21 protein-coding genes are annotated in these 21086 nt (G+C 51.0%); 11 read left to right on the forward strand and 10 right to left on the reverse strand.

Going from position 1 to position 21086, the window contains the following annotated elements:
* Positions 1–60: 60 nt before the first annotated feature.
* Together fusA and AACR41_RS14720 are read right to left on the reverse strand one after the other, a co-directional pair.
* Positions 61–2148: an elongation factor G gene (fusA, locus tag AACR41_RS14715; RefSeq protein ID WP_012305975.1), complete on the reverse strand. Its 2088-nt coding sequence runs from the start codon at positions 2146–2148 to the stop codon at positions 61–63.
* A gap of 291 nt (positions 2149–2439) precedes the next feature.
* Positions 2440–2562 carry a hypothetical protein gene (locus AACR41_RS14720; RefSeq protein WP_256378151.1) on the reverse strand — a complete coding sequence of 41 codons (123 nt, stop codon included), beginning with the start codon at positions 2560–2562 and terminating at the stop codon, positions 2440–2442.
* Positions 2563–2600: 38 nt separating this feature from the next.
* Here AACR41_RS14720 and AACR41_RS14725 point away from each other — a divergent pair, with 38 nt between their 5' ends.
* Entirely contained in the window at positions 2601–3350 is a 750-nt protein-coding gene (locus AACR41_RS14725) for an RNA methyltransferase (protein ID WP_030006117.1), read from the forward strand.
* Positions 3351–3353: 3 nt separating this feature from the next.
* Here AACR41_RS14725 and AACR41_RS14730 read toward each other — a convergent pair whose 3' ends face one another.
* Positions 3354–4880: a bifunctional pantoate--beta-alanine ligase/(d)CMP kinase gene (locus AACR41_RS14730; RefSeq protein ID WP_030006118.1), complete on the reverse strand. Its 1527-nt coding sequence runs from the start codon at positions 4878–4880 to the stop codon at positions 3354–3356.
* A gap of 19 nt (positions 4881–4899) precedes the next feature.
* A complete protein-coding gene (locus AACR41_RS14735; RefSeq protein WP_030006119.1) occupies positions 4900–5766 on the reverse strand; it encodes a septal ring lytic transglycosylase RlpA family protein in 867 nt (288 codons plus the stop codon).
* A 332-nt stretch (positions 5767–6098) separates the two neighbouring features.
* On the opposite strand from AACR41_RS14735, the gene purM reads away from it, so the two are divergent.
* From purM to nblB, 4 genes are all read left to right on the forward strand, one after another.
* The gene (purM, locus tag AACR41_RS14740; protein ID WP_030006120.1) at positions 6099–7124 is read left to right on the forward strand and encodes a phosphoribosylformylglycinamidine cyclo-ligase; all 1026 of its coding nucleotides are present in this window, start codon (positions 6099–6101) and stop codon (positions 7122–7124) included.
* Positions 7125–7176: 52 nt separating this feature from the next.
* Positions 7177–7623, forward strand: coding sequence for a beta-carboxysome assembly chaperone CcmS (ccmS, locus tag AACR41_RS14745; RefSeq protein ID WP_030006121.1), 447 nt, complete (start codon positions 7177–7179; stop codon positions 7621–7623).
* An 87-nt stretch (positions 7624–7710) separates the two neighbouring features.
* Positions 7711–8175 carry a CBS domain-containing protein gene (locus AACR41_RS14750; protein WP_030006122.1) on the forward strand — a complete coding sequence of 155 codons (465 nt, stop codon included), beginning with the start codon at positions 7711–7713 and terminating at the stop codon, positions 8173–8175.
* A gap of 31 nt (positions 8176–8206) precedes the next feature.
* Entirely contained in the window at positions 8207–8863 is a 657-nt protein-coding gene (gene nblB, locus AACR41_RS14755; protein WP_030006123.1) for a phycobilisome degradation protein NblB, read from the forward strand.
* A 174-nt stretch (positions 8864–9037) separates the two neighbouring features.
* On the opposite strand, the gene petL is transcribed toward nblB, so the two are convergent.
* The gene (gene petL / locus AACR41_RS14760) at positions 9038–9133 is read right to left on the reverse strand and encodes a cytochrome b6-f complex subunit PetL (protein WP_099240448.1); all 96 of its coding nucleotides are present in this window, start codon (positions 9131–9133) and stop codon (positions 9038–9040) included.
* A gap of 137 nt (positions 9134–9270) precedes the next feature.
* Positions 9271–11157: an ATP-dependent zinc metalloprotease FtsH2 gene (gene ftsH2, locus AACR41_RS14765; RefSeq protein WP_030006124.1), complete on the reverse strand. Its 1887-nt coding sequence runs from the start codon at positions 11155–11157 to the stop codon at positions 9271–9273.
* Positions 11158–11543: 386 nt separating this feature from the next.
* Between ftsH2 and AACR41_RS14770 the strand changes: the two genes are divergently transcribed.
* Positions 11544–12575 (forward strand): DMT family transporter, encoded by a 1032-nt coding sequence (locus tag AACR41_RS14770; protein WP_030006126.1) that lies wholly within the window; start codon positions 11544–11546, stop codon positions 12573–12575.
* On the opposite strand, the gene gcvH is transcribed toward AACR41_RS14770, so the two are convergent.
* The 4 genes from gcvH to pdhA all read right to left on the reverse strand — a co-directional run bounded on the left by gcvH (position 12554) and on the right by pdhA (position 15783).
* Positions 12554–12952, reverse strand: a complete 399-nt coding sequence (gene gcvH / locus AACR41_RS14775) for a glycine cleavage system protein GcvH (RefSeq protein WP_030006127.1) — start codon at positions 12950–12952, stop codon at positions 12554–12556. The two genes, AACR41_RS14770 and gcvH, sit on opposite strands and share 22 nt — an antisense overlap.
* Positions 12953–13131: 179 nt before the next feature.
* Entirely contained in the window at positions 13132–13254 is a 123-nt protein-coding gene (locus AACR41_RS14780) for a hypothetical protein (protein ID WP_256376225.1), read from the reverse strand.
* 15 nt (positions 13255–13269) lie between these two features.
* Positions 13270–14595 carry an aminopeptidase P N-terminal domain-containing protein gene (locus AACR41_RS14785; RefSeq protein ID WP_030006128.1) on the reverse strand — a complete coding sequence of 442 codons (1326 nt, stop codon included), beginning with the start codon at positions 14593–14595 and terminating at the stop codon, positions 13270–13272.
* Positions 14596–14751: 156 nt separating this feature from the next.
* The gene (pdhA, locus tag AACR41_RS14790) at positions 14752–15783 is read right to left on the reverse strand and encodes a pyruvate dehydrogenase (acetyl-transferring) E1 component subunit alpha (protein ID WP_030006129.1); all 1032 of its coding nucleotides are present in this window, start codon (positions 15781–15783) and stop codon (positions 14752–14754) included.
* 278 nt (positions 15784–16061) lie between these two features.
* Between pdhA and AACR41_RS14795 the strand changes: the two genes are divergently transcribed.
* From AACR41_RS14795 to AACR41_RS14815, 5 genes are all read left to right on the forward strand, one after another.
* A complete protein-coding gene (locus tag AACR41_RS14795) occupies positions 16062–18215 on the forward strand; it encodes an IMS domain-containing protein (RefSeq protein WP_030006130.1) in 2154 nt (717 codons plus the stop codon).
* A complete protein-coding gene (locus AACR41_RS14800; RefSeq protein WP_030006131.1) occupies positions 18215–18793 on the forward strand; it encodes a metal-binding protein in 579 nt (192 codons plus the stop codon). The genes AACR41_RS14795 and AACR41_RS14800 overlap by 1 nt, the downstream gene beginning before the upstream one ends.
* 2 nt (positions 18794–18795) lie before the next feature.
* Positions 18796–19314 carry a phosphoribosyltransferase gene (locus AACR41_RS14805; RefSeq protein ID WP_045441447.1) on the forward strand — a complete coding sequence of 173 codons (519 nt, stop codon included), beginning with the start codon at positions 18796–18798 and terminating at the stop codon, positions 19312–19314.
* Positions 19315–19347: 33 nt separating this feature from the next.
* Complete coding sequence (locus AACR41_RS14810) at positions 19348–20544, forward strand: GNAT family N-acetyltransferase (RefSeq protein WP_030006133.1); 1197 nt, start codon at positions 19348–19350, stop codon at positions 20542–20544.
* Between the two features lie 118 nt (positions 20545–20662).
* On the forward strand, positions 20663–21082 hold the full coding sequence (locus AACR41_RS14815; RefSeq protein ID WP_030006134.1) for a type IIL restriction-modification enzyme MmeI: 420 nt from the start codon (positions 20663–20665) through the stop codon (positions 21080–21082).
* Positions 21083–21086: the final 4 nt, after the last annotated feature.

The following is a 21086-nucleotide window of genomic DNA, read 5'->3' on the forward strand; positions in this document are numbered from 1 at the left end:
ATTTTCACCAATCGGCTTTTTGGTTCTAATCTCGCCCGGTGGGAGAGCGTCGTTTAAGGGTTAGCTATTTGCTTCCGCCCGTTCTTTAGCTTCTTTGATCACTTCATCCGCAACATTCTTCGGACAAGGATCATAGTGAGAGAACTCCATGGAGAACTGACCACGGCCAGAGGTCATGGTACGCAGATCGCCGATGTAACCGAACATTTCACTGAGGGGCACTTTGGCTTTGATGCGGATCCCAGTGGCACCGGACTCTTGACCTTCGATCATGCCGCGACGACGGTTGAGGTCACCGATCACATCCCCAACGTAATCATCGGGGGTAAAGACATCCACCTTCATGATCGGTTCGAGGATTTGGGGGCCAGCCTTGGGTAGGGTTTGACGGTAGCCACTCTTGGCGGCGATTTCAAAGGCGATCGCCGAAGAGTCAACCGGGTGGAAACCACCATCCGTCAAAGTTACCTTCAGGTCAACACAGGGGAAGCCAGCCAGTACACCCTTCTCGATGGATTGCTCGAAACCTTTTTGAACAGCGGGCCAAAATTCACGGGGCACATTACCACCAGTGACCTTGGACTCGAACTGGAAGCCGCTACCGGATTCACCGGGTTCGATGGTGTAGTCGATTTTTCCGAACTGACCAGAACCACCAGACTGTTTCTTGTGGGTATAGCTGTCGTTGATGACCTTGGTGATCGATTCACGGTAGGCAACCTGGGGTTTACCCACTTCTACTTCCACGCCGTAGGTACGCTTGAGGATGTCTACTTTAATATCGAGGTGAAGTTCGCCCATCCCTTTAATAATGGTTTCACCGCTCTCTTGGTCGGTTTCCACTTGGAAAGAGGGATCCTCTTGCACCATCTTGCTGAGGGCAACCCCCATTTTCTCGTTCCCGCCTTTAGTTTTGGGGGCGATCGCAATGGAGATTACCGGGTCGGGGAAGACCATCGGTTCGAGGGTTGCCGGATTGTCCTTATCGCAAAGGGTGTGACCCGTTTGGACGTTCTTCATCCCGACGATGGCGATGATGTCACCCGCTTGGGCTTCATCGATTTCCTCACGGGAGTTGGCGTGCATTTCTACCATCCGCCCGATGCGCTCGGTTTTGCCCGTGGCCGTGTTGAGAACAGTGTCACCCTTTTTGAGCATCCCAGAGTAAATCCGGGTAAAGGTCAAGGCCCCAAAACGGTCATCCATAATCTTGAAGGCCAAAGCACGGAGGGGCTTTTCGGGGTCAACAATGGCAAAGTTGCCTGTTTCGTTACCCTCGATATCCGTTTCCGGCTGGGGATTGACTTCCATCGGGTTGGGGAGATAGTCCACAACCGCATCGAGAACCAGTTGTACCCCTTTGTTCTTGAAGGAAGAACCACAGTAGGTGGGGAAGAAAGCCAGTTCACGGGTTCCTTTCCGGATACAAGCCTTGATTTCGTCAATGCTGACTTCTTCGCCTTCGAGGTATTTTTCCATGATCTCGTCGTCTTGTTCGACAGCGAGTTCGACGAGGGCTTCGCGGTATTCTGCTACTTGATCTTTCATGTCTTCGGGGACATCGGTGATCTCGTAGTTCATCGGATCGCCAGATTCGTCCCAAATCCAAGCTTTTTCGGTAAGCAGATCAACAACGCCCTTAAATTCACTCTCTGTACCGATCGGCAGGGTCATTACCAGGGGGGTTGCCGCCAGGATATTTTCTACCTGCTTCACAACGTTGTAGAAGTTAGCACCGATCCGGTCTAATTTGTTGACGTAGATCAACCGCGCAACTTTGGAGTCGTTGGCATAACGCCAGTTAGTTTCGGATTGGGGTTCTACACCACCGGAACCACAAAATACACCGACACCACCGTCAAGTACTTTTAGGGAGCGATAAACTTCAATGGTGAAATCGACGTGACCGGGAGTATCGATAATATTGAGCTGGTGATCTTTCCAGAAACAGCTTGTGGCAGCGGATTGAATGGTAATCCCGCGCTCCTGCTCCTGCTCCATGAAGTCAGTGGTGGCTGCACCGTCGTGCACTTCACCTAATTTGTGGATTTTTCCGGTTAACTTCAGGATACGTTCGGTGGTGGTGGTTTTACCCGCATCGACGTGAGCGAAGATACCGATATTACGATATTTGGTCAGGTCTTTCATAGGTTTATGTTCGCTCGATAAAATTTAAGTACTACTATTTTTACTAGGGTGATCACTCGGTGCAATTAGACGTACAACTGAAAACGTCTCGGTCTTGTTTGAGCCAATCTAAAACCGATGTGGTTTATGGTGAGTCGTTAAGGGACTAATTTGTATTGTAAGTGTCACGCGCTTGGTTCGTATAAGCTGCCGCTCCAGTCTTGGGAAAACTGAATATTTTGCTACAGCAAAGAATATTAAAATCCTTGCGGGGCACGATGGCAACATTACAGATTGTAAATTATCTTGCGGTCAACTTAAAAGGATCTTGGGGGGCGATCGCCAATGGGTGAGGTAACCATGACCCAAATATTGAGCCGATGGAATCAGAATGAGATTTGGCGATCGCCAGGGTTTTTTTGGGGTCGCACCCACGGCACAATGGGAAGTTGCACGGCGATGGAGAAAATACCTTGGCGAGTTTGACACATATTCGGATTGTGGTTGTAGAACCCGCAGGAGCGCTAAATCTTGGCTCCATTGCCCGGGTGATGAAAAATATGGGCCTAGGGCAATTGTTCTTAGTGAATCCCCATTGTAACCATTTGGGCCAGGATGCCTACCTGATGGCCGTCCATGGGCGGGAATTTTTAGAACAGGCGGTGGTTGTTCCTGATTTAACAACGGCATTAACGGGTTGCAAAAAGGCGATCGCCACCACTGGACTCCAGCGCAGTTTACCGATGCCTGTGGAAACCCCCAAGGCAGCTTTGCCCTGGTTTTTAGAAGACGATCAACCCAGTGCGCTAATTTTTGGCCGGGAAGACCATGGCTTGAGTAATAGCGAATTAAACCAAGCTCAAAGGCTGGTCTGCATTCCCACGGGGGATGCATATGCATCCTTGAATTTGGCCCAGGCGGTCGCTGTTTGTGGCTACGAATTGCGCAGTTTAGCCACCGAAAAACCCACTTTTGTCCCAAGAAAAATAACCACAGCAGCCCCGGATTTAGCCGATCTCAGTGAATTAGAGGGCTATTACCAGCACCTAGAGCGGGTGTTGTTGCAGGTGGGTTTTTTGTATCCCCACACCAGTGCCTCACGGATGGAAACGTTTCGTGATTTGTACCACCGTGCCAGCCCCAGTAGCCGCGAGGTGGCGATGTTACGGGGGATTTTACGACAGGTGGAATGGGCGATCGCCAACGCCGCTTCACCCGAATAATATTTAGGCCTGATTTATACCTTTATATAAATGAATAATTTTAGCGACCACCGCCTCAATGCTGAGGTTATCGGTAATTAATTCCACCGCGTCGGGAGCCTTGGTCAAAGGAGCAATGGCGCGGGTACTATCAAGGCGATCGCGCTCGGTGATTTCTGCCTCTAGTTGTCCTAGGTCAATGTTGGTTTCTCCCTGGGCAACGAGATCCTTGGCGCGGCGTCTGGCCCGTTCGGCGGGGGTAGCAGTTAAGAAAATCTTGAGTTCGGCATCGGGAAACACATGGGTACCAATATCGCGCCCCTCTGCCACGAGGCCCCCATTTTCACCGAGGCGTTGCTGCTGCTTCACTAGGGCTTGGCGGACGGCGGCTTGGGCAGCAATGACAGATACCTGTTTAGTCACGGCAGGCGTGCGGATTGCCTCGGTCACCTCCAGATTGTTGGCGAGGACGGTGATCGGCTCGTGGGGCTCTTTGGGGGGAATCAGTTCAATGGTGGCGGTACTGACGAGTTCAGCAACGGCAACTTCATCCTGGGGATCAATATTATTTTCTAAAACGAGATAGGTGATCGCCCGGTACATTGCCCCGGTATCTAGAAAGAGAAGCTTGAGCTGCTCGGCCACTTGGCGGGTAACGGTAGATTTACCGGCTCCGGCGGGGCCATCAATGGCAATAATCGGCTGACGGGTTTTTAGCATGGTGTTATCAATCAAACGGGTTTGACCGACATAGGCGGCGATCGCCAGTAAACCAGATTTTTGCACCTGGGGCAGGGGCATCAGGGTTTCTGGATCGACTAATTCTAAATATTGCAGTTGTACCCCCGGAAATTTAGCCAGGGTTTCTTTGGCTGCTGCAATGAGCCGACCTGCATGCCGTTCCCCCGTTTGAAATAGCGATTGGGCAGTTTGGAGGGCTTGGGAAAGGGCGATCGCTTCGGCTTTTTCGGCAGTAGATAAATATTGATTGCGGGAACTGAGCGCTAACCCCGATGGCTCCCGGACAATGGGACAACCCCGGACAGTGACGGGTAGATGCAAATCTTGCACCAGTCGTTTAATAATCGCCAGTTGTTGGGCGTCCTTTTCACCGAAATAGGCGATCGCTGGCCGTACCAATTGCAACAGTTTCACCACCACCGTCGCCATCCCCGTAAAATGGCCTGGACGAAAGCGACCACAAAGCCCAGTCGTCATTGATTGGGGAGGCAAGATCTGCACTGGCTCTGGCCCCGGATACATTTCGGCTACTGTGGGGGCAAAGATGAGGTCTACCCCCAAGTCGTCACAAAATTGGCGATCGCCTTCCCATTGCCGGGGATAGTGGTCAAGATCTTCGTTGGCCCCAAACTGCAGAGGATTAACGAAGATACTCACCACCACAAAGTCTGTTTCTACCCTTGCCCGTTGGATTAAACTGCCATGGCCTCGGTGGAGCGCCCCCATCGTGGGGACAAAACCAATTTTTTGCCTCGGGGCAACCTGGGCGATCGCCGTTTGTAATCCAGCAAGGGTGCGTACAACTTTCATCGGCTAGGGGATGGAGACGTTAGTTCAGAACCTCTAACTTTACCGTAGCCACGCCAGCACTGACTAACCCAATCTGCTGGGCCGAACCCTTGGACAAATCGATAATGCGACCAGGGGTGAAGGGGCCACGGTCATTGATGCGCACCACCACAGAGCGACCATTGCGGACATTCGTCACCCGCACCTTTGTGCCAAAGGGTAGGCTTTTGTGGGCGGCAGTCATCGCATATTGATTAAACGGTTCACCGCTCGCCGTGCGTCGGCCATGGAATCCCGGCCCATACCAAGAGGCCCGGCCTTGCATGGTGCGTTGTACCTTCAGGCCAGCACCCGCCACATTTTTCGCTTTAGGGGCATTGGCGATCGCCGCCATGGGTTCAGCACCACCGAGGATCCGCCGGAAGCGATTCACCGCAATCAGAGCATCCTGGGTCTCATTGCCTGTCCGATCCGCGAGGAAAACCGAATCATCTAGGGTGATCAAGGGTGCATTGTCATAGAGCAAGTCATATTTGCCTGCGGCCTGCCAACTTGCAGAAAATTTCGTGGCATCAAAGTCCGCTTGGGCAACGAGGGTATTTAATTCTTGGGAAACTTTTTGGGCGATCGCCTGGGCCTCATCATCAGCGGCATCACCAGAATTGAGAAACGTGAGAACGGGGAGTTGGTTGACGTAGAGGGTGGTAGCAGTCCGTTCTTCGTGGGGATAGGAAAACAACGTCGCAATTGGTTCTAAACGTTCTGCCGCAGCGGTCACTTGAGTACGGGCCAGAACACGAGGAGACGTATCCGTATTTGCTAGGGTTGGTGCTGCGGTCAAGCTCAAGGGAGCAAAGGTCGTAAAAACAGCAGACAAAGCGAGCAAATGTTTACGTTTTAAGGTCATGAAAAAAAATTGAATTCAACTACCGCCGAAAACCATGCCTCACCAAAAACAATTGACAGTAGAGGGTTTCCTTTGGTCAAAGGGGCCGTTGCATCCAAAAAATGCGCTTACCCACACCTAAGTCAGAACGTTGTGATCACGTTACATTTCTTAAGCCGACATACAGTAACACAGGCTTTTTCGGCTTCACATCCGTATACACAGAGTCGAAAATGGGGTTTCAGGTCAAAATAAATGGCAACGAATAAAGTTAAAGCACGGTAAAATCTGCTTTTCGAGTTTTGTCAGACTCGACAATTTCCCTTGACCAATTCATAAAGAATTTTTATCGCATGGACTACCAACAAGCAGGAGTAGATATCGAAGCAGGGCGTTCCTTCGTCAAAACCATCAAGGATAACGTCGAAAGCACATACCGACCGGGGGTACTGGGTGGCCTCGGTGGGTTTGGTGGCTGCTTTGAAATTCCCGCTGGCTATCGTCAACCGGTGCTAATTTCCGGTACGGATGGGGTGGGAACAAAGCTCAAAATCGCCCACCAGACCGATCAGCACCACACCGTCGGCATTGATTTGGTGGCAATGTGTGTCAACGATATCCTCACCTCTGGGGCCGAACCGCTCTTTTTCCTCGACTATTTAGCAACGGGCAAGCTCGAACCTGAACAACTGGCCCAGGTGGTCGCCGGAATTGTTGAAGGGTGTAAGCAGAGTGGTTGTGCGCTTCTGGGGGGCGAAACAGCGGAGATGCCTGGGTTTTACCAAGCAGGGGAATATGATCTTGCGGGCTTCTGTGTGGGGATCGTTGAAAAGAGCGAAATTTTAGACGGCTCCCAAGTGCAGGTCGGCGATGTGGCGATCGCCTTACCCAGTAGCGGTGTCCACAGCAATGGTTTTTCCCTAGTGCGGAAAATCATTGAAATGAATCAATTGTCCTGGGACGACAAGCCCGCAGAATTTCAGGGTAAAACCCTCGGTGAAGTCTTCCTCACGCCCACCCAAGTCTATGTCCAGGCGATCCAAGCTGCCCTCAAGGTCAACATGGAGATCCACGGTATGGCCCACATCACGGGGGGCGGTCTCCCCGAAAATCTGCCCCGGTGCCTCCAAGCCAATCAGTCCATGGCCATTGATCCGAGCACCTGGGAAATCCCCACCCTTTTCCAGTGGCTGCAAACCATGGGTGATGTCCCCCAAGCGGCCATGTGGGACACCTTCAACATGGGGGTGGGCTATGTGGTGATTGTGCCGGCCCCCAAAGCGGCGGAAAATGTTGCTTGGTTTAAGGCCCAGGGGATCGCGGCTTGGCAAGTGGGTACGGTGGTCGCAGGTCAAGGGGAAGTCCTCGGGCTACAATAGCTACGGTCATCCTTGCCAACGATTAATAGTTACTGATATTGGGTTTGAGTTCATGTTTTCCTCCTTCGACAATCAAGGCCCGCAACCCAGGGAAAAATGGCGATCGCACGTGGATTGGTTCGTCCAAGACTACCGCTCCCAACTGACGGCCCTCGCCTGGAGGCTCCAGCAGGAATGGCACCACGACGGCACGATCCTCGGCATTGACCTCAAACCCCAGCCCCATTTTGTGCCCTGCTCCCCAGAAACCCTCCAGACCTTGAATCGACGGGTGGGGGGGCGTCTCCAGGAAATCCTGGGGATCATTGCCGGGGCAGACTTTGAGCAGGAAGTAATTATCCTCTGCATTGGTGACGGGCAGGTGAAACTGGTGTATTACCAAGCTGACCCCAGCCCTGAAACCTGTTGGCAAACCCATGGCCCCGACCTGGATCAGTTGATTGCCGATTTAGAAGCGGCCATGGCTGAATCTATCCAGCTTGAATCGGCCTCGAAGTAACGATCTACTACGAGAACCCCACAATAAAGCGAGATTTTCCTAAAATAAAGACAGAAAATCCTAAAAATCCCCTAAGCTGGCATCATGATTACCAAAACCGTGGCTGAAGTCATGACCCCCGATCCCGCCGTGGTCAAAGCAGATGATTCGCTCCAAACGGCGATCGCCCTCCTTGTGGAGAAAAAAATTAGCGCCCTTCCCGTTGTTGATGGTCAGGGTAAATTGGTGGGGATCATCTCGGACAGTGACCTCACCTGGCAAGAAACAGGGGTAGATACGCCCCCCTACATCATGTTGTTGGATAGTGTGATTTATTTGCAAAATCCCGCTAAGCACGACGCTGAGATTCACAAGGCCCTCGGCCAAACGGTGGGGGAAGTCATGAGCAAAAAAGTTTACACGATCCACCCCGAAAAAATTGTCCGGGAAGCGGCCCACTTAATGCACGAGAAACACGTGGGTCGTTTACCCGTCATTGCCCCAGACAGCGAAAAAGTCATTGGGATCATTACCCAAGGTGATATTATTCGAGCAATGGCCCAGGCCTCTTAAATTCCATTATTTCATTTGGTAAAACATCTTCATGGCTTCCCTCGAATCCGTCCGACAATTGCTTTCTTCCGATAGCTTTGGCGATCGCATTTCCGGCTTAAATCAGCTCCGGGCTTTTTCGTCCCAGGATGCGTTTCCCCTGATTCAGCCCCTCCTGAGTGATCCCGAAGCACGGGTACGTTATGCGGCGGTCAGTCAAATGGATGCGGTGGGCCAAGGCTTTGAAACAGAGGCTTTAGCACTACTCCGCCATGCCCTTTTTAACGATTCGGAATTGGATGTCAAGGCAGCAGCAGCCGATGCGATCGCCGGCTTAAAAATTGCCGAAGCCTATGATGATTTGGCCCAGGTGTACCATTCCACCTCGGAGTGGTTGTTGCAATTCAGCATCGTGGCAGCCCTCGGTGAATTGGGCAATCCTAATGCCTTCGATTTACTCAAAGAAGCCCTCAAATCAGAAACAGAGTTAGTACGCACCAGCGCGATCAGTGCCCTCGGAGATCTAGGCGATCGCCGTGCCATTGAGCTATTAACTCCCTTTATTACCGATCCCGATTGGCAAGTGCGCTACCGTTTGGCCCAATCCCTAGGACGGCTGGGGGGTGAAGAAGTTAAGCCCTTCTTAGAAACCCTAGCCCAGGATGAACAAGTGGCAGTGGCCGACGAAGCAAAGCACCATCTTAACTAGGTTTTATCGTAATCAAAGGGACTCATTTTTGAATTTTTTCTGCTTAACCATAGCATTCGTTTTTAACTGAATAAGCAACAAAAAACTGCCTCGGATTTTTCATGTCAATGATTTCTCCTGGGGCAGTTTTTTAGAATGAGTTTCTAACGAAATATCGCGCTAAAAATCAATTCCCTAGATAATGTTTGCGGCCCGTAGACCAAGGAAGCCAGCAAGGGCAATACCAGTGAAAACGACGATATAACCCGCAAAAGGAATAATGGCAGCCATCTGATGTAGTCCTAATAAAAACATTGCCACTCATTATAAAGGAAAGGGCGATCGCCCCAAAAAGTTGCCCCAAGAAAAGAAGGAACAAGTCAGTGACTGGCTCCCCCTGATCCTTAGATTAATCTCAAATTATGAGTTTAGAGTTGTGGAACAAACTGCTCCTTTTCGGGAACGGTTGTGTATTCGGCCACAATCTGTCGGAACTCTTCTCCATCGATAGTTTCTCGTTCGATCAGCAGATCTACGAGACGATCAATGACTTCCCGGTTATCACGCACCAGTTTGCGGGCGAGGCGGTGGGCTTCTTCGGCGATAATCCGAATTTGCTCATCAATGCGCGAAGCAACTTCTTCAGAATATTCCGAGCGGTTCATAAAGCCACCACCGAGGAAAACTTCACCCTGTTGGCTTTCTAGAGACAACGGGCCAAGATCACTCATCCCAAAGCGGGTCACCATTTGGCGCGCCATACCGCTGACCTGTTGGAGATCACCCCCAGCGCCGGTAGTCACTTCATCATGGCCAAAGATTTCTTCTTCGGCGGCCCGGCCCCCAAGGGCACCAGCAATGCGGGCCATCAGTTGTGCTTTCGTCGTTAAACCCTGTTCCTCGTTAGGGGTGAACCAGGTTAAACCTTGGGCTTGACCACGGGGAATCAATGTTACTTTCTGCACCGGATCGTGATCCTTGAGTAGGGTGCCGACAATCGCATGGCCCACTTCATGGTAGGCAATCAGACGCTTACTCTTGCTGTCAACGAGGGGTGTCCCTTCCATCCCAGCGATCACTCGGTCTACAGCGTCATCAATTTCCGCCATGGTGATTGCTTCTTTGCGGCGACGGGCTGTGAGAATTGCCGCTTCGTTCAAAAGGTTAGCGAGATCAGCGCCACTAAAACCAGGCGTCCGGCGGGCGATGACATCGAGAGAGATTTCATCGGCGAGTTTTTTGTTGCGAGCATGGACTTCGAGGATGCTCAGACGACCTTTGATGTCGGGGGTATCTACAGTCACCTGACGGTCAAAGCGGCCCGGACGCATTAACGCGGAATCTAGCACGTCGGGACGGTTGGTTGCGGCAATGATGATGATGCCAGTATTACCCTCGAAACCATCCATTTCCGTTAAAAGCTGGTTCAGGGTTTGTTCCCGCTCGTCGTTACCGCCACCGATACCTGCACCCCGTTGGCGACCTACAGCGTCAATTTCATCGATAAAGATTAAGCAAGGCGCGTTTTCTTTGGCTTTTTTGAAGAGGTCACGGACACGGGATGCACCGACCCCAACGAACATTTCCACAAACTCAGAACCAGAAATACTGAAGAAAGGTACGCCCGCTTCACCGGCGATCGCCTTGGCGAGGAGAGTTTTACCCGTTCCAGGAGGCCCCACAAGCAGTACCCCTTTGGGAATTCGCGCCCCCACTGCCGTAAATTTTTCCGGCTGTTTCAGGAAGGTGACAACTTCTTGAAGTTCTTCTTTTGCTTCTTCGATGCCAGCAACGTCATCGAACATGATGCCTGTTTGGGCTTCCATCATGAACTTAGCTTTAGACTTGCCGAAGTTCATCGCTTGGCCAGGGCCACCGGGCATATTACTGGAGCGACGGAAGAGGAAGAATAGCGCCGAGATCAACAGGATTGGGAAGATCAGATTGCCGAGAATGCCCCATACAGCGCCATTGTTGCTGACAGGGTGAGAATCGAAATCTACCTTGGCGTCCCGGAGCTTACTAATCAGCTCAGGAGAATTGCCCGGTAAATCAACCCGGATTTGTTGCACACGGTTATCGAGTTCTGGGTCAACCGCTTCGATGATCGCTGTGCGGCCCCCTTCGTAGAGATCAACACTTGTTACCCGGCCAGCATCTAAATACTCAAGGAAGCGGCCATAGCTCATGCGGATGTTGGCGCTATTACCAACGAGGTTGGAGGGATTTGCCGAAAAGGCTCCCTGCCAGACAAAAAAGCCGATCACGAGTAGGGGAAGTGCCCAGAGGACAACGGTTTTCCAAGATGGTTTCATGGGTTAATCTTTGTTATGTTTGATTCAATAAATGGATGCGGCAAGAAGTAGCGCTAGGCCACTCATCTTTGCAATCCCTAGGGGCGCACCACGAAGCAAAGGTTTCCGCGCTTGTTAGCAATATAAAAAGAAAGCGTTGCTTAGGGGCTTTGCCTATAAATTGGCATTTTTATGACGATGTCTTAACTAAATTTAACTTAATTCTCATTTTGATAGCAACTTTCTGGGATTTTCTTAGGGCGAATCGCTGCTTTTCGCTGGGTGAGGGGTCTGCCGATGATTGGCTGCATTTCCCAGACAAAGGGAGGACTGATCGTTTTCTACTGTAGATTTGGTTAAGGTTAAATATTTAATTCAATTTTTTAGATTTTCAACGTGATTTTGCTGTGATCTCTCCTTCCCCTGTTCCCCAAGACTCTCTGACCACCGATGCGGCGACTCCCCATGACCCAGTTTCCCCTGATTCATCAACCCAGTCGCCCTTGCAATGGACTTTATTTTTGCTCATTTTGGCGTTGCTGGCAGTATCATTTGCGGCGATTTTTATCCGTTGGTGTGGTACGGAGCTAGGGGCCGGGGCCACGGTTTTTAATCGGTTGTGGTTGGCGACAGTGGTTTTGGGCTTGTGGGAGCTGTTGAAACCCAGGGCAGATGATCGCAATGTTACGGCGATCGCCCCACGGATCACCGGCAAAGATTATGCTTTGTTGCTTTTGGTGGGGGCGGTTTCTTCGAGTTCTGTGGTGCTGTGGGCGCTCTCCCTCGCCGAGACGAGTGTGGCGAATTCAACGGTTTTACGCAATTTGACGCCACTGTTCACGACCCTGGGGGCTTGGTTATGGTTACGCCAAAGTTTTGACCGACGCTTTCTCTGGGGTCTGGTGGTCGCTATGGGGGGGGCGATCGCCATTGGGGTGACGGATTTCCAGTTGGCCTGGCAGCATTTGACCGGGGATCTGCTGGCTCTGCTGTCAGCCCTTTGTTATGGCGTGAATTTGCTTTTGGTAGAAAACCTGCGCGATCGCCTGGGGGCAAGCCAAATTTTGCTCTGGCGCTGCGGTTTCGGTTGTCTGTTGCTGTTGCCTTTTGTGTGGCTCACCGAAGACCACCTGTTTCCTCAATCGCTATCGGTATGGGGAGCCGCCATTGGTTTAGCAATTCTGTGTCAGTGTTTTGGCCAGGGGCTAGTAGTCTATAGTCTCAAAACCTTTTCGTCTGGCTTTGTGGCGATTTTTCTCCTTTTGGAGCCAATTATTACGGCGGTGTTTGCCTGGGGCCTCTTGGGTGAGACGTTAACGCCGACCAATGCGATCGCCTTTTGCGGGGTGCTTGGGGGAATTTATCTGGCGAAATCGGCCCAGACCCAAAAGCCCCAAACCCAAGCTGCCACCCAATCCTATTCTTCGCCTGCCACCTGAAGCCGGTATTCTTCGGCGGTCATCGTTTCGGCGAGCATTTCATCGTCGAGGTTATCGACCCGCACTTTGATAAACCACCCTTCTTCGTAGGGGTCTTCGGAAACCATCTCTGGGGATTGGATTAACGTCTCATTACGGTCAATGACAGTGCCAGAAATCGGCGCGTAAAGATCCTCGACGGCTTTGACTGATTCAATGCTGCCAAAGGTTTCGCCCACAACAATTGCATCCCCTTCCTCTGGTAACTCTAGGAACACAATATCCCCCAATTCATCGATGGCATGGGCACTCAAGCCAATGGTGGCAATTTCCCCATCGAGGCGAATATATTCGTGGCTATCTAAATAGCGGAGGTCATCTGGATATTCGAGTTCCATAGTCAATTTCTCTAGGCTGGAAGGTTGCAGGGCACAGACAGAAAATCGCCATGGATGTGTCAAGTCTGTACAACCCTTGGGCTACTTTATTCTGGAATTTTGGCAAGATCAAGGCTTAACCAGAAATTTGTTACGATTCCTGGGTCGTGGCAACCATGGCCGTAACGCCTCAAGGCCCATTAGCGGCGATCGCCTTTTATTTTCTGACCGATTTTAGTGCCCATTTCCGTTTTCGCCGACCAAAATAGATAGACCGTTAGACCCAGAAAAAATAGCCCAAAGCTGAGTAAATCACGCTGCATCTCAAAAATGCCTCCCTAGCGCTCTAGATCTTTAATTTCCTTGGGGACAGCCGCTGTCAAAACCTCATGGCCCGTTTCTGTAACCAGCACATCGTCCTCGATACGAATGCCAATGCCCTTCCAGTGGTCGGGAATTTCTGGCTGACCTTCGGCCGGTTCAATGTAGGGGGAAATGTAAATACCCGGTTCAACGGTGACAATATTGCCCGCCGCAAAATTCGTCCAAGCATCCTTTTCCGGGCCAATTTTGTAGATCCCTGCGTCATGGACATCTAACCCCAACCAGTGGCCCGTGCCATGCATAAAGAAAGGCTTATATTTCTCCCCTTCGATCAATTCTTCGAGATCGCCCCGGAGTAATCCCAAATCCAATAACCCCTGGGTGATGACCCGCACGGCAGCGGCATGGGAGCTTTGGTAGGAATGTCCGGGTTGGACGGCTGCAATGGCTTGTTTTTGTGCTTCGAGGACAATTTCGTAGAGGGTTTTTTGTTCCGGGGTAAATCGGCCACCAATGGGGAAGGTGCGAGTAATGTCGCCGTTGTAGTAGTCATAGCAAGCGCCCGCATCGATCAAAAGTAATTCGTTGTCCTGGAGTTGGGCGCTATTTTCAACGTAGTGCAAAATACAGGCATTGGCGCCCCCAGCAACAATGGAAGGATAGGCAAAGCCGGCAGCCCCTTCGAGGCGGAAAAGGTGTTCGATTTCGGCTTGAACTTGGTATTCGTAGAGTCCAGGTCTCGCATATTCCAGTGCCCAGAGGTGAGCTTTGGCAGAAATGGCTGTGGCCCGACGCATTAGGTCTAGTTCCGCTGGGCTTTTGACCATGCGCATCTGATGTAAAATTTGCCCCGGATCTTCAAGGGCCGTGGGGCCTGTACCGCGCTTTGAGCGGGTTGCCAGGAGGCGTTGGTAGTGTTGCAGGATGGTTTGGTTGAATTTTTCGTCCCGGCCCAGATGATAAAAAAGGCGATCGCCGCCCTTGAGGTATTCCGGCAGTTTTTCGTCTAATTCTTGAATTGAGTAGGTGATGTCCGCGCCAAATTTTTCCTTGGCCCCTTCGACTCCGGCCCGGTAGCCGACCCAAATTTCCTGGGCCAAATCCTTTGGTTGTACAAACAGAATAAATTGATGTTCTGGGTGGTGGGGAGCGAACACAGCCACCGCATTGGGCTCATTGAAACCCGTTAAATAATAAAAATCGCTATCTTGGCGGAAATTATATTCCACATCGTTATGCATCACCGCGTGGGGCGCACTGCGTAGGATGGCGGTTCCCTGGCCAATTTCGGCCATGAATGCTTGGCGACGCTGTTGGTATTCCTGCGGTGTAATGCCCATTGATTTTTATCGATTTGCGCTTGTTTTGAGTGAATAAAATGGTAGCAAACTTTTCTGCCCTCGAATTTAGCCCCGGAAATTGACCCATGAAAAAAGGTTGGCGACTTCACCCAAAAGGCGATCGCCAACCCTAACTTTAGAAATTAAAGATCTGTTTTAGCTTTCGGCAAAAATGTACTTACGCAGATCCGCCGGATTGGGTTCAGGGCTACTTTCAGCGAAGGTCACAGACTCATTCACAACCGCTTGGACTTTCTTCTCAATCGCTTTTAATTCCTCGGCGGTGGCTAGGCCCCGATTGGTGACAAATTTTTCAAAGCGTTTGAGTGGATCCCGCTGGGCCCAGAATTCTTTTTCTTCCGCAGACCGCAATTCGTCGGGATCGGCGAGGGAGTGACCCCGGAAGCGGTAAGTTAGTGCTTCGATCAAAGTTGGCCCTTCTCCGGCTCTGGCTCTGGCCACGGCTTTTTGGGCCACATCCCGCATCGCGAGGACATCCATCCCGTCCACTTCATAGCCAGGCATCCCAAACACACTTGCTTTCTTATAAATCTCCGGCTGGGACGTTGCCCGTTCATGGGCCATACCAATTGCCCACTTATTGTTCTCTACGACAAATAAAATCGGCAATTTCCAGAGGGCCGCCATATTCAAAGTTTCAAAAAACTGACCATTATTGGACGTCCCATCCCCGAAGAAACAAGCCGTCACATTATCAGCATTTTTATTGCCCATCACTTCCTGGCGGTATTTACTTTGGAGAGCCGCACCCGCCGCCACCGGAATGCCTTCCCCGATAAACGCATAGCCCCCCAGGAGACCATGTTCCTTGGAAAACATGTGCATTGAGCCGCCCCGACCCTTGCTGCAGCCTGTCTCTTTCCCAAAAAGTTCCGCCATTACTTCCCGCGCAGGAACCCCAGCGCTGAGGGCATGGACGTGGTCACGGTAGGTACTACAAACAAAATCTTCCCCCTGCCGCATTGAGCGAATCACCCCAGTGGAAACCGCTTCCTGACCGTTGTAGAGGTGAACAAAGCCAAACATTTTGCCACGGTAATACATCTCAGCACACTTATCCTCGAACAAGCGTCCTAAGGTCATATCTTCGTAGAGCATGAGGGCTTCTTCTTTGGTGATCTCTACCGAAGAACTATCAAATTCTGGGGCTGTCCGTTCTTTATGCATCATTAACATTCAGGATTTTTCGGTTAGTCTTATGAGTCGATCACGCGGCGCGAGGGCTGTGTGAAATCTGCAGTAACAGTTTAGAATCAAATTGACTTCCATAGAAGCAAAGCATCGTCGGTTCAATCGCTTAGCAATCAACAAACCAGAGGGTCTGAAGTCTATGTTCTAAGGATTGCGGGGCTCGGTAACGCTACAGCGTGCAACCTATGGTGTTTAAAATTCTTTGGTTAATATAACCTTAATTGACCTGACTTTTGCTGATAGGAAAGTAAACTGTGCGCATTCCGCTCGACTATTACCGCATCCTATGCGTCCCTGCCAAGGCAACCACTGCCCAAATTACCCAAGCCTATCGCGATCGCCTTTCCCAATTTCCCCGTCGCGAACATAATGTCTTGGCCATTGAGGCCCGCAACCGGATTATCGAGCAAGCCTTCGAGGTGTTATCCCAAACAGAAACCCGCGCCGTCTATGACCATGAGCTGTCGGGCAATATGTTTCGTTCCCTCGTCCCCAGCCGTCCGAAACTGCCTTTTCCCGATCGCCCCTCCAGTGACACAGAGTTAGAAGTCCTGACGGCCCACCAACCAACCATTGACATCGCGGAAAAAGATTTACTGGGGGGACTGCTATTACTCCTCGACCTGGGGGAGTATGAATTAGTGTTGAAGTGGGCTGCCCCCTATCTCAAGGGCAAAGGTAAGTTGGTCAAGGAAGGAAAATTTGGGGCCGTCGAAATTGTCGAGCAAGAACTACGGCTTTGTTTGGCCCTGGCCCACTGGGAATTGAGCCGGGAACAGTGGCTCCAACAACATTATGAACAGGCGGCTCTCTCCGGTCAGAAGAGTCAAGAGCTACTGGTAGATGTGGCACAATTTGCAGACCTCCAACGGGAAATTCAAGGGGATCTCAATCGCCTCAGACCTTATCAAGTTCTAGAACTTCTAGCCCTACCCGAATCAGAAACCCAAGAGCGACAACGGGGCTTACAACTGCTCCAGGAAATGTTGAGCGCCCGTGCAGGAATTGATGGCCAGGGGGACGATCAGTCGGGTCTAAGTATTGATGATTTTTTGCGCTTTATCCAGCAGTTACGCAGTTATCTAACGGTGCAAGAACAGTTGGATCTCTTTGTGGCAGAATCAAAGCGGCCTTCGGCGGCAGCGGCCTATCTAGCGGTGTATGCTCTTTTGGCTGCTGGGTTTTCGCAACGGAAACCAGACCTGGTCGTGCAAGCCCAGACCCTATTGAAACGCCTCGGCAAACGCCAGGATGTTTTTTTAGAGCAATCAATCTGCGCCTTACTTTTAGGTCAGCCAACGGAAGCCAATCAACTGTTAGAGCAAAGTCAGGAACAGGAGGCGATCGCCTACATTCAAGAGCAGTCTGAGGGGGCACCGGATCTACTCCCAGGCTTATGTCTCTATGGGGAACAGTGGCTGAAGACAGAGGTTTTTTCCCATTTCCGCGATCTCCGGCAACGGCGTGAAGATGGCTCTGTTTCGTTGACGGCTTACTTCGCCGATCCTGAAGTGCAGCAATATCTTGACGATCTCCTCACGGAGGCTGTCCCCACACCCACACCTCCTTCAGACACAGAAAGTACAGCGGCCCCGTCGGAAAAGCCACCGGAAACATTACAGTCAGAAACTGGTGTTTCGCCGCATCCCAGTCGTCCCGCCAAGGTTGATTCCTTTGAGGATCTCGTCACTCAAACTCCCGCTACAGTTCCCCCGGCACCGCCTTCTCCTGGTGTAGCACCTGTAACTGCGGCATTAAACCCAGACCCGGAAGCGTCTTCCGCTTCGTCAAAACCAGTTTCGTCAAAAAAGTCTATCGGGCCTTCGGGGGCGATCGCCGCTATCGTGGGGAGTGTTTTGCTGGTCGTGGGCCTGGTGCGAATTTTGTCTGGCCTAACTACCCAGGAACCCTTACAGGTCACCCTCAACGGTGAGCCACCCCTAACGATCCCCAGCTTAGACACCGCCGAGGCAAATAATAATCCGGAGAATGGGACAACCGATCCAACGACGACAACGCCTGCGCTCAATGCGGCGATCGCCGCTGAGGTGATCCAAACTTGGTTTGAGAGTAAAGCTAGAGCCTTTGGCCAAGACCGTGATTTGGCGGCCCTAGAAAATATTTTGGCAGAACCGTCCCTGTCCCGCTGGCGCAGTAGTGCCCAGGCCGTCCGCAGCGCTGGTACCTACCGCACCTATGACCACAGTTTGACCATTGAAACGGTGAGCTTCAACCCAGACCAACCCAATGTGGCGACCGTGGAGGCCCAGGTGCAGGAAAAGGCAGATTATTATCGGGCGAATGGGGAACGCGATCCCGGCCAGTCCTATGATTCTGACCTGCGTGTCCGCTATAGCTTGGTGCGCCAAGGCGATCGCTGGTTGATTCGTTCTTCCCAAACCCTGTAATGCCTTCTGGACGTACCCACGATCAGATCACCTTTTGGGGGCTGCCTGTGGTGGTGGGCCTTGGTTTTTTTCTGCTGCGACGGTGGGAATTGGCCCTCATTCTAAGCTTGGCCTATCTGTTTAGCGGCTTAATGTTTGGCCCGGACTTGGATATTCATTCCGTGCAGTTTAAGCGTTGGGGGATCTTCCGCTGGATTTGGCTCCCCTATCAAAAAAATCTCCGCCATCGTTCAGCCCTTTCCCACGGGTTTTTAATTGGTACAATTGTTCGTATTCTTTATCTAGGGACGATTCTGTTGTTGGTCACAATGGTTGGCGTGGCGATCGCCCAACTAATGCTTGATTTTTCCTGGAATTGGCGCACTGCTTTTCTCAATGCCCAGCAACAGTGGCAACAACATTATTTGGCGGAAAGTTTGGCCCTTTTTGTGGGGCTAGAAATCGGGGCGATGAGTCATTCCGTCAGCGACTGGCTTGGTTCCATGGTTAAACGTTCCCAAAAACAAGGCTTATTTTCTTTCTTTTCCCAAAAAAAGCGTAAAAAACGTCGTAAATCTCCCCGTTCTTCCCGAAGATAACCATGACAGACCTCAAGATCAGTTGGACTGAATATCACGCTTTAATTGAACAATTGGCCGTCACAATTCAAAGTTCCCAGTGGGAATTTAATCAAATTCTTTGTTTGGCGAAAGGTGGCTTAAGGATTGGTGACATTTTGGCGCGCATTTTTGACCAACCCTTGGCAATCCTCAATGTGGCTAGCTACGGTGGCACCGGCAACCGCGAACAGGGTCAACTCCATTTTGCCGAGCATTTTACGAACTTTGGCCCCCTCGGCGATCGCCTTTTACTGGTAGACGATTTAGTTGATTCGGGGCGGAGTCTCCAGCAAACCCAGACCTGGCTCCAAACCCAAGCCCCCCAGATTACAGAAATTCGTACCGCCGTCCTCTGGTACAAAGGCCATTCCCAATTTCAGCCCGATTACTTTGTCCAGCATTTACCCGATAATCCTTGGATTCAGCAACCCTTTGAGCATTACGAAAAATGGCGAGCCATGCCCACGGAGAGCCATGCAAAATCAAACGAGATCCATTAAGGTATAAAAAATTCTTAAATTTTGCCCAAATCAATGGTTGCCCCGTCGCAAATTACCGTTACTTGGCACAGTGAAATCGCGGAAATCCCCAAAGCTGCCTGGGATGCGATCGCCGCGCCATTGAAAACCCCTTTTTTAGAATGGGATTGGCTCCACAATATTGAACTGTCTGGCAGTGTCGGCCCCCGGACGGGCTGGCAACCCTGCCATCTCTCGGTGCAGCGGGATGGAGAATTTATTGCCATGGCCCCCCTCTACATCAAAGGCCATAGCTACGGCGAATTTGTCTTTGACCACCAATGGGCAGATCTGTCCTACCGCCTGGGCCACGAATATTACCCAAAACTCGTGGGGATGACTCCCTTTACGCCCGCCGTGGGCTACCGCTTTCTCATTGCCCCCGGCGAAGATGAATTGACCCTCTCCCAGGTCATGGTCGCTGCCATTGATCAATTTTGCGATCGCCAACAACTTTCCGGCTGTAATTTTCTGTTTGTCGATCCCACCTGGCAAAAAACCATGGAACAACTCGGCTTCCGGGCTTGGCTCCACCATGGCTACATCTGGAGTAACCAGAATTTCGACAACTTCGACGACTATCTCGGTGCTTTTACCTCCAACCAACGCAAAAATATTAAGCGCGAACGCAAAGCCGTTGACAAAGCAGGTTTATCCCTCAAGATGATGACCGGGGACGAAATTCCAGCCCATTACTTCCCACTTATTTATCGTTTCTATAGCAGCACCTGCGACAAATTTTTTTGGGGCAGTAAATATCTCCGTAAACCCTTTTTTGAAACCCTAGAATCCACCTATCGTCATCGCGTTGTTCTGGCCGCCGCTTACACGCCAGAAGATGACAAGCATCCCGTCGGTTTATCTTTTTGTATCCGCAAAGATGATTATCTTTATGGTCGTTATTGGGGGGCCTTTGATGAATATGACTGTCTCCATTTTGAAGCCTGCTATTACAAACCGATCCAATGGGCAATCGAACAGGGGATCACGATGTACGATCCGGGCGCAGGCGGAAAACATAAGCGACGACGCGGTTTCCCGGCAACACCAAACTATAGCCTCCACCGTTTTTATCAACCCCGCATGGGCCAAGTTTTAGACGCTTATATTGATGAAATTAATGTCATGGAGCAACAGGAAATTGAAGCGATCAATGCGGATATTCCCTTTAAACGGCAGGAAGTTCAATTGAAAATTTCCGAGCTTCACTAGCCAAAAGCGCGATCGCCCACCGACCATCCTCCCTTGGGGGAGATGCCACAGGTAGAGAGGATTCTCTTAGTGTATGGAGTAAAATTAAGGGGCGATCGCCTCAATATGTGTATAGGGTATGACGGATTTTATTCAGAAATGGCAGAACTCAGAGGGGAATGAGCGAGCCAATTACCAGAGCTTTTTGAATGATTTTTGTGAATTTCTGGGGGTAGAAAAGTCCCCACCAAAGGGGGAAGGGAATAATCGCTATTGTTTTGATCGGGATGTGAAAATCATTGCGCCGAGTGGGGCGGCAACGACAAATTTTATTGATTTTTACAAAGAGGGTTGTTTTGTCCTAGAGACGAAGCAGGGCAGCAATAGCAGCAACAAGGGGCACGGGAAACGGGGGACTGCGACCTACCGGAAGGAGATGAAAAAGGCGTTTGGGCAGGCGCTAAAATATGCGCGGTTTGTGGAGCCGAAGCCACCGTTTTTAATTACCTGTGATATCGGTGATCATTTTCGGGTGTGGCAGGATTTTAGTGAGTCGTAGCTGA

Origin of the sequence: Picosynechococcus sp. NKBG042902, assembly GCF_963864045.1 — a bacterium.
Taxonomy (GTDB): Bacteria; Cyanobacteriota; Cyanobacteriia; order Cyanobacteriales; family MRBY01; genus MRBY01.

Excerpts from the sequence above, each read along its gene's own strand:
- AACR41_RS14805 (WP_045441447.1), top strand. The coding sequence starts at position 18,796 with ATGACAGACCTCAAGATCAGTTGGACTGAATATCACGCTTTAATTGAA.
- AACR41_RS14810 (WP_030006133.1), top strand. The coding sequence starts at position 19,348 with ATGGTTGCCCCGTCGCAAATTACCGTTACTTGGCACAGTGAAATCGCG.
- AACR41_RS14800 (WP_030006131.1), top strand. The coding sequence starts at position 18,215 with ATGCCTTCTGGACGTACCCACGATCAGATCACCTTTTGGGGGCTGCCT.
- gcvH (WP_030006127.1), bottom strand. The coding sequence starts at position 12,952 with ATGGAACTCGAATATCCAGATGACCTCCGCTATTTAGATAGCCACGAA.
- AACR41_RS14730 (WP_030006118.1), bottom strand. The coding sequence starts at position 4,880 with ATGAAAGTTGTACGCACCCTTGCTGGATTACAAACGGCGATCGCCCAG.
- AACR41_RS14735 (WP_030006119.1), bottom strand. The coding sequence starts at position 5,766 with ATGACCTTAAAACGTAAACATTTGCTCGCTTTGTCTGCTGTTTTTACG.
- AACR41_RS14815 (WP_030006134.1), top strand. The coding sequence starts at position 20,663 with ATGACGGATTTTATTCAGAAATGGCAGAACTCAGAGGGGAATGAGCGA.
- ccmS (WP_030006121.1), top strand. The coding sequence starts at position 7,177 with ATGTTTTCCTCCTTCGACAATCAAGGCCCGCAACCCAGGGAAAAATGG.
- AACR41_RS14785 (WP_030006128.1), bottom strand. The coding sequence starts at position 14,595 with ATGGGCATTACACCGCAGGAATACCAACAGCGTCGCCAAGCATTCATG.
- AACR41_RS14780 (WP_256376225.1), bottom strand. The coding sequence starts at position 13,254 with ATGCAGCGTGATTTACTCAGCTTTGGGCTATTTTTTCTGGGTCTAACG.
- petL (WP_099240448.1), bottom strand. The coding sequence starts at position 9,133 with ATGGCTGCCATTATTCCTTTTGCGGGTTATATCGTCGTTTTCACTGGT.
- purM (WP_030006120.1), top strand. The coding sequence starts at position 6,099 with ATGGACTACCAACAAGCAGGAGTAGATATCGAAGCAGGGCGTTCCTTC.
- fusA (WP_012305975.1), bottom strand. The coding sequence starts at position 2,148 with ATGAAAGACCTGACCAAATATCGTAATATCGGTATCTTCGCTCACGTC.
- ftsH2 (WP_030006124.1), bottom strand. The coding sequence starts at position 11,157 with ATGAAACCATCTTGGAAAACCGTTGTCCTCTGGGCACTTCCCCTACTC.
- pdhA (WP_030006129.1), bottom strand. The coding sequence starts at position 15,783 with ATGCATAAAGAACGGACAGCCCCAGAATTTGATAGTTCTTCGGTAGAG.
- nblB (WP_030006123.1), top strand. The coding sequence starts at position 8,207 with ATGGCTTCCCTCGAATCCGTCCGACAATTGCTTTCTTCCGATAGCTTT.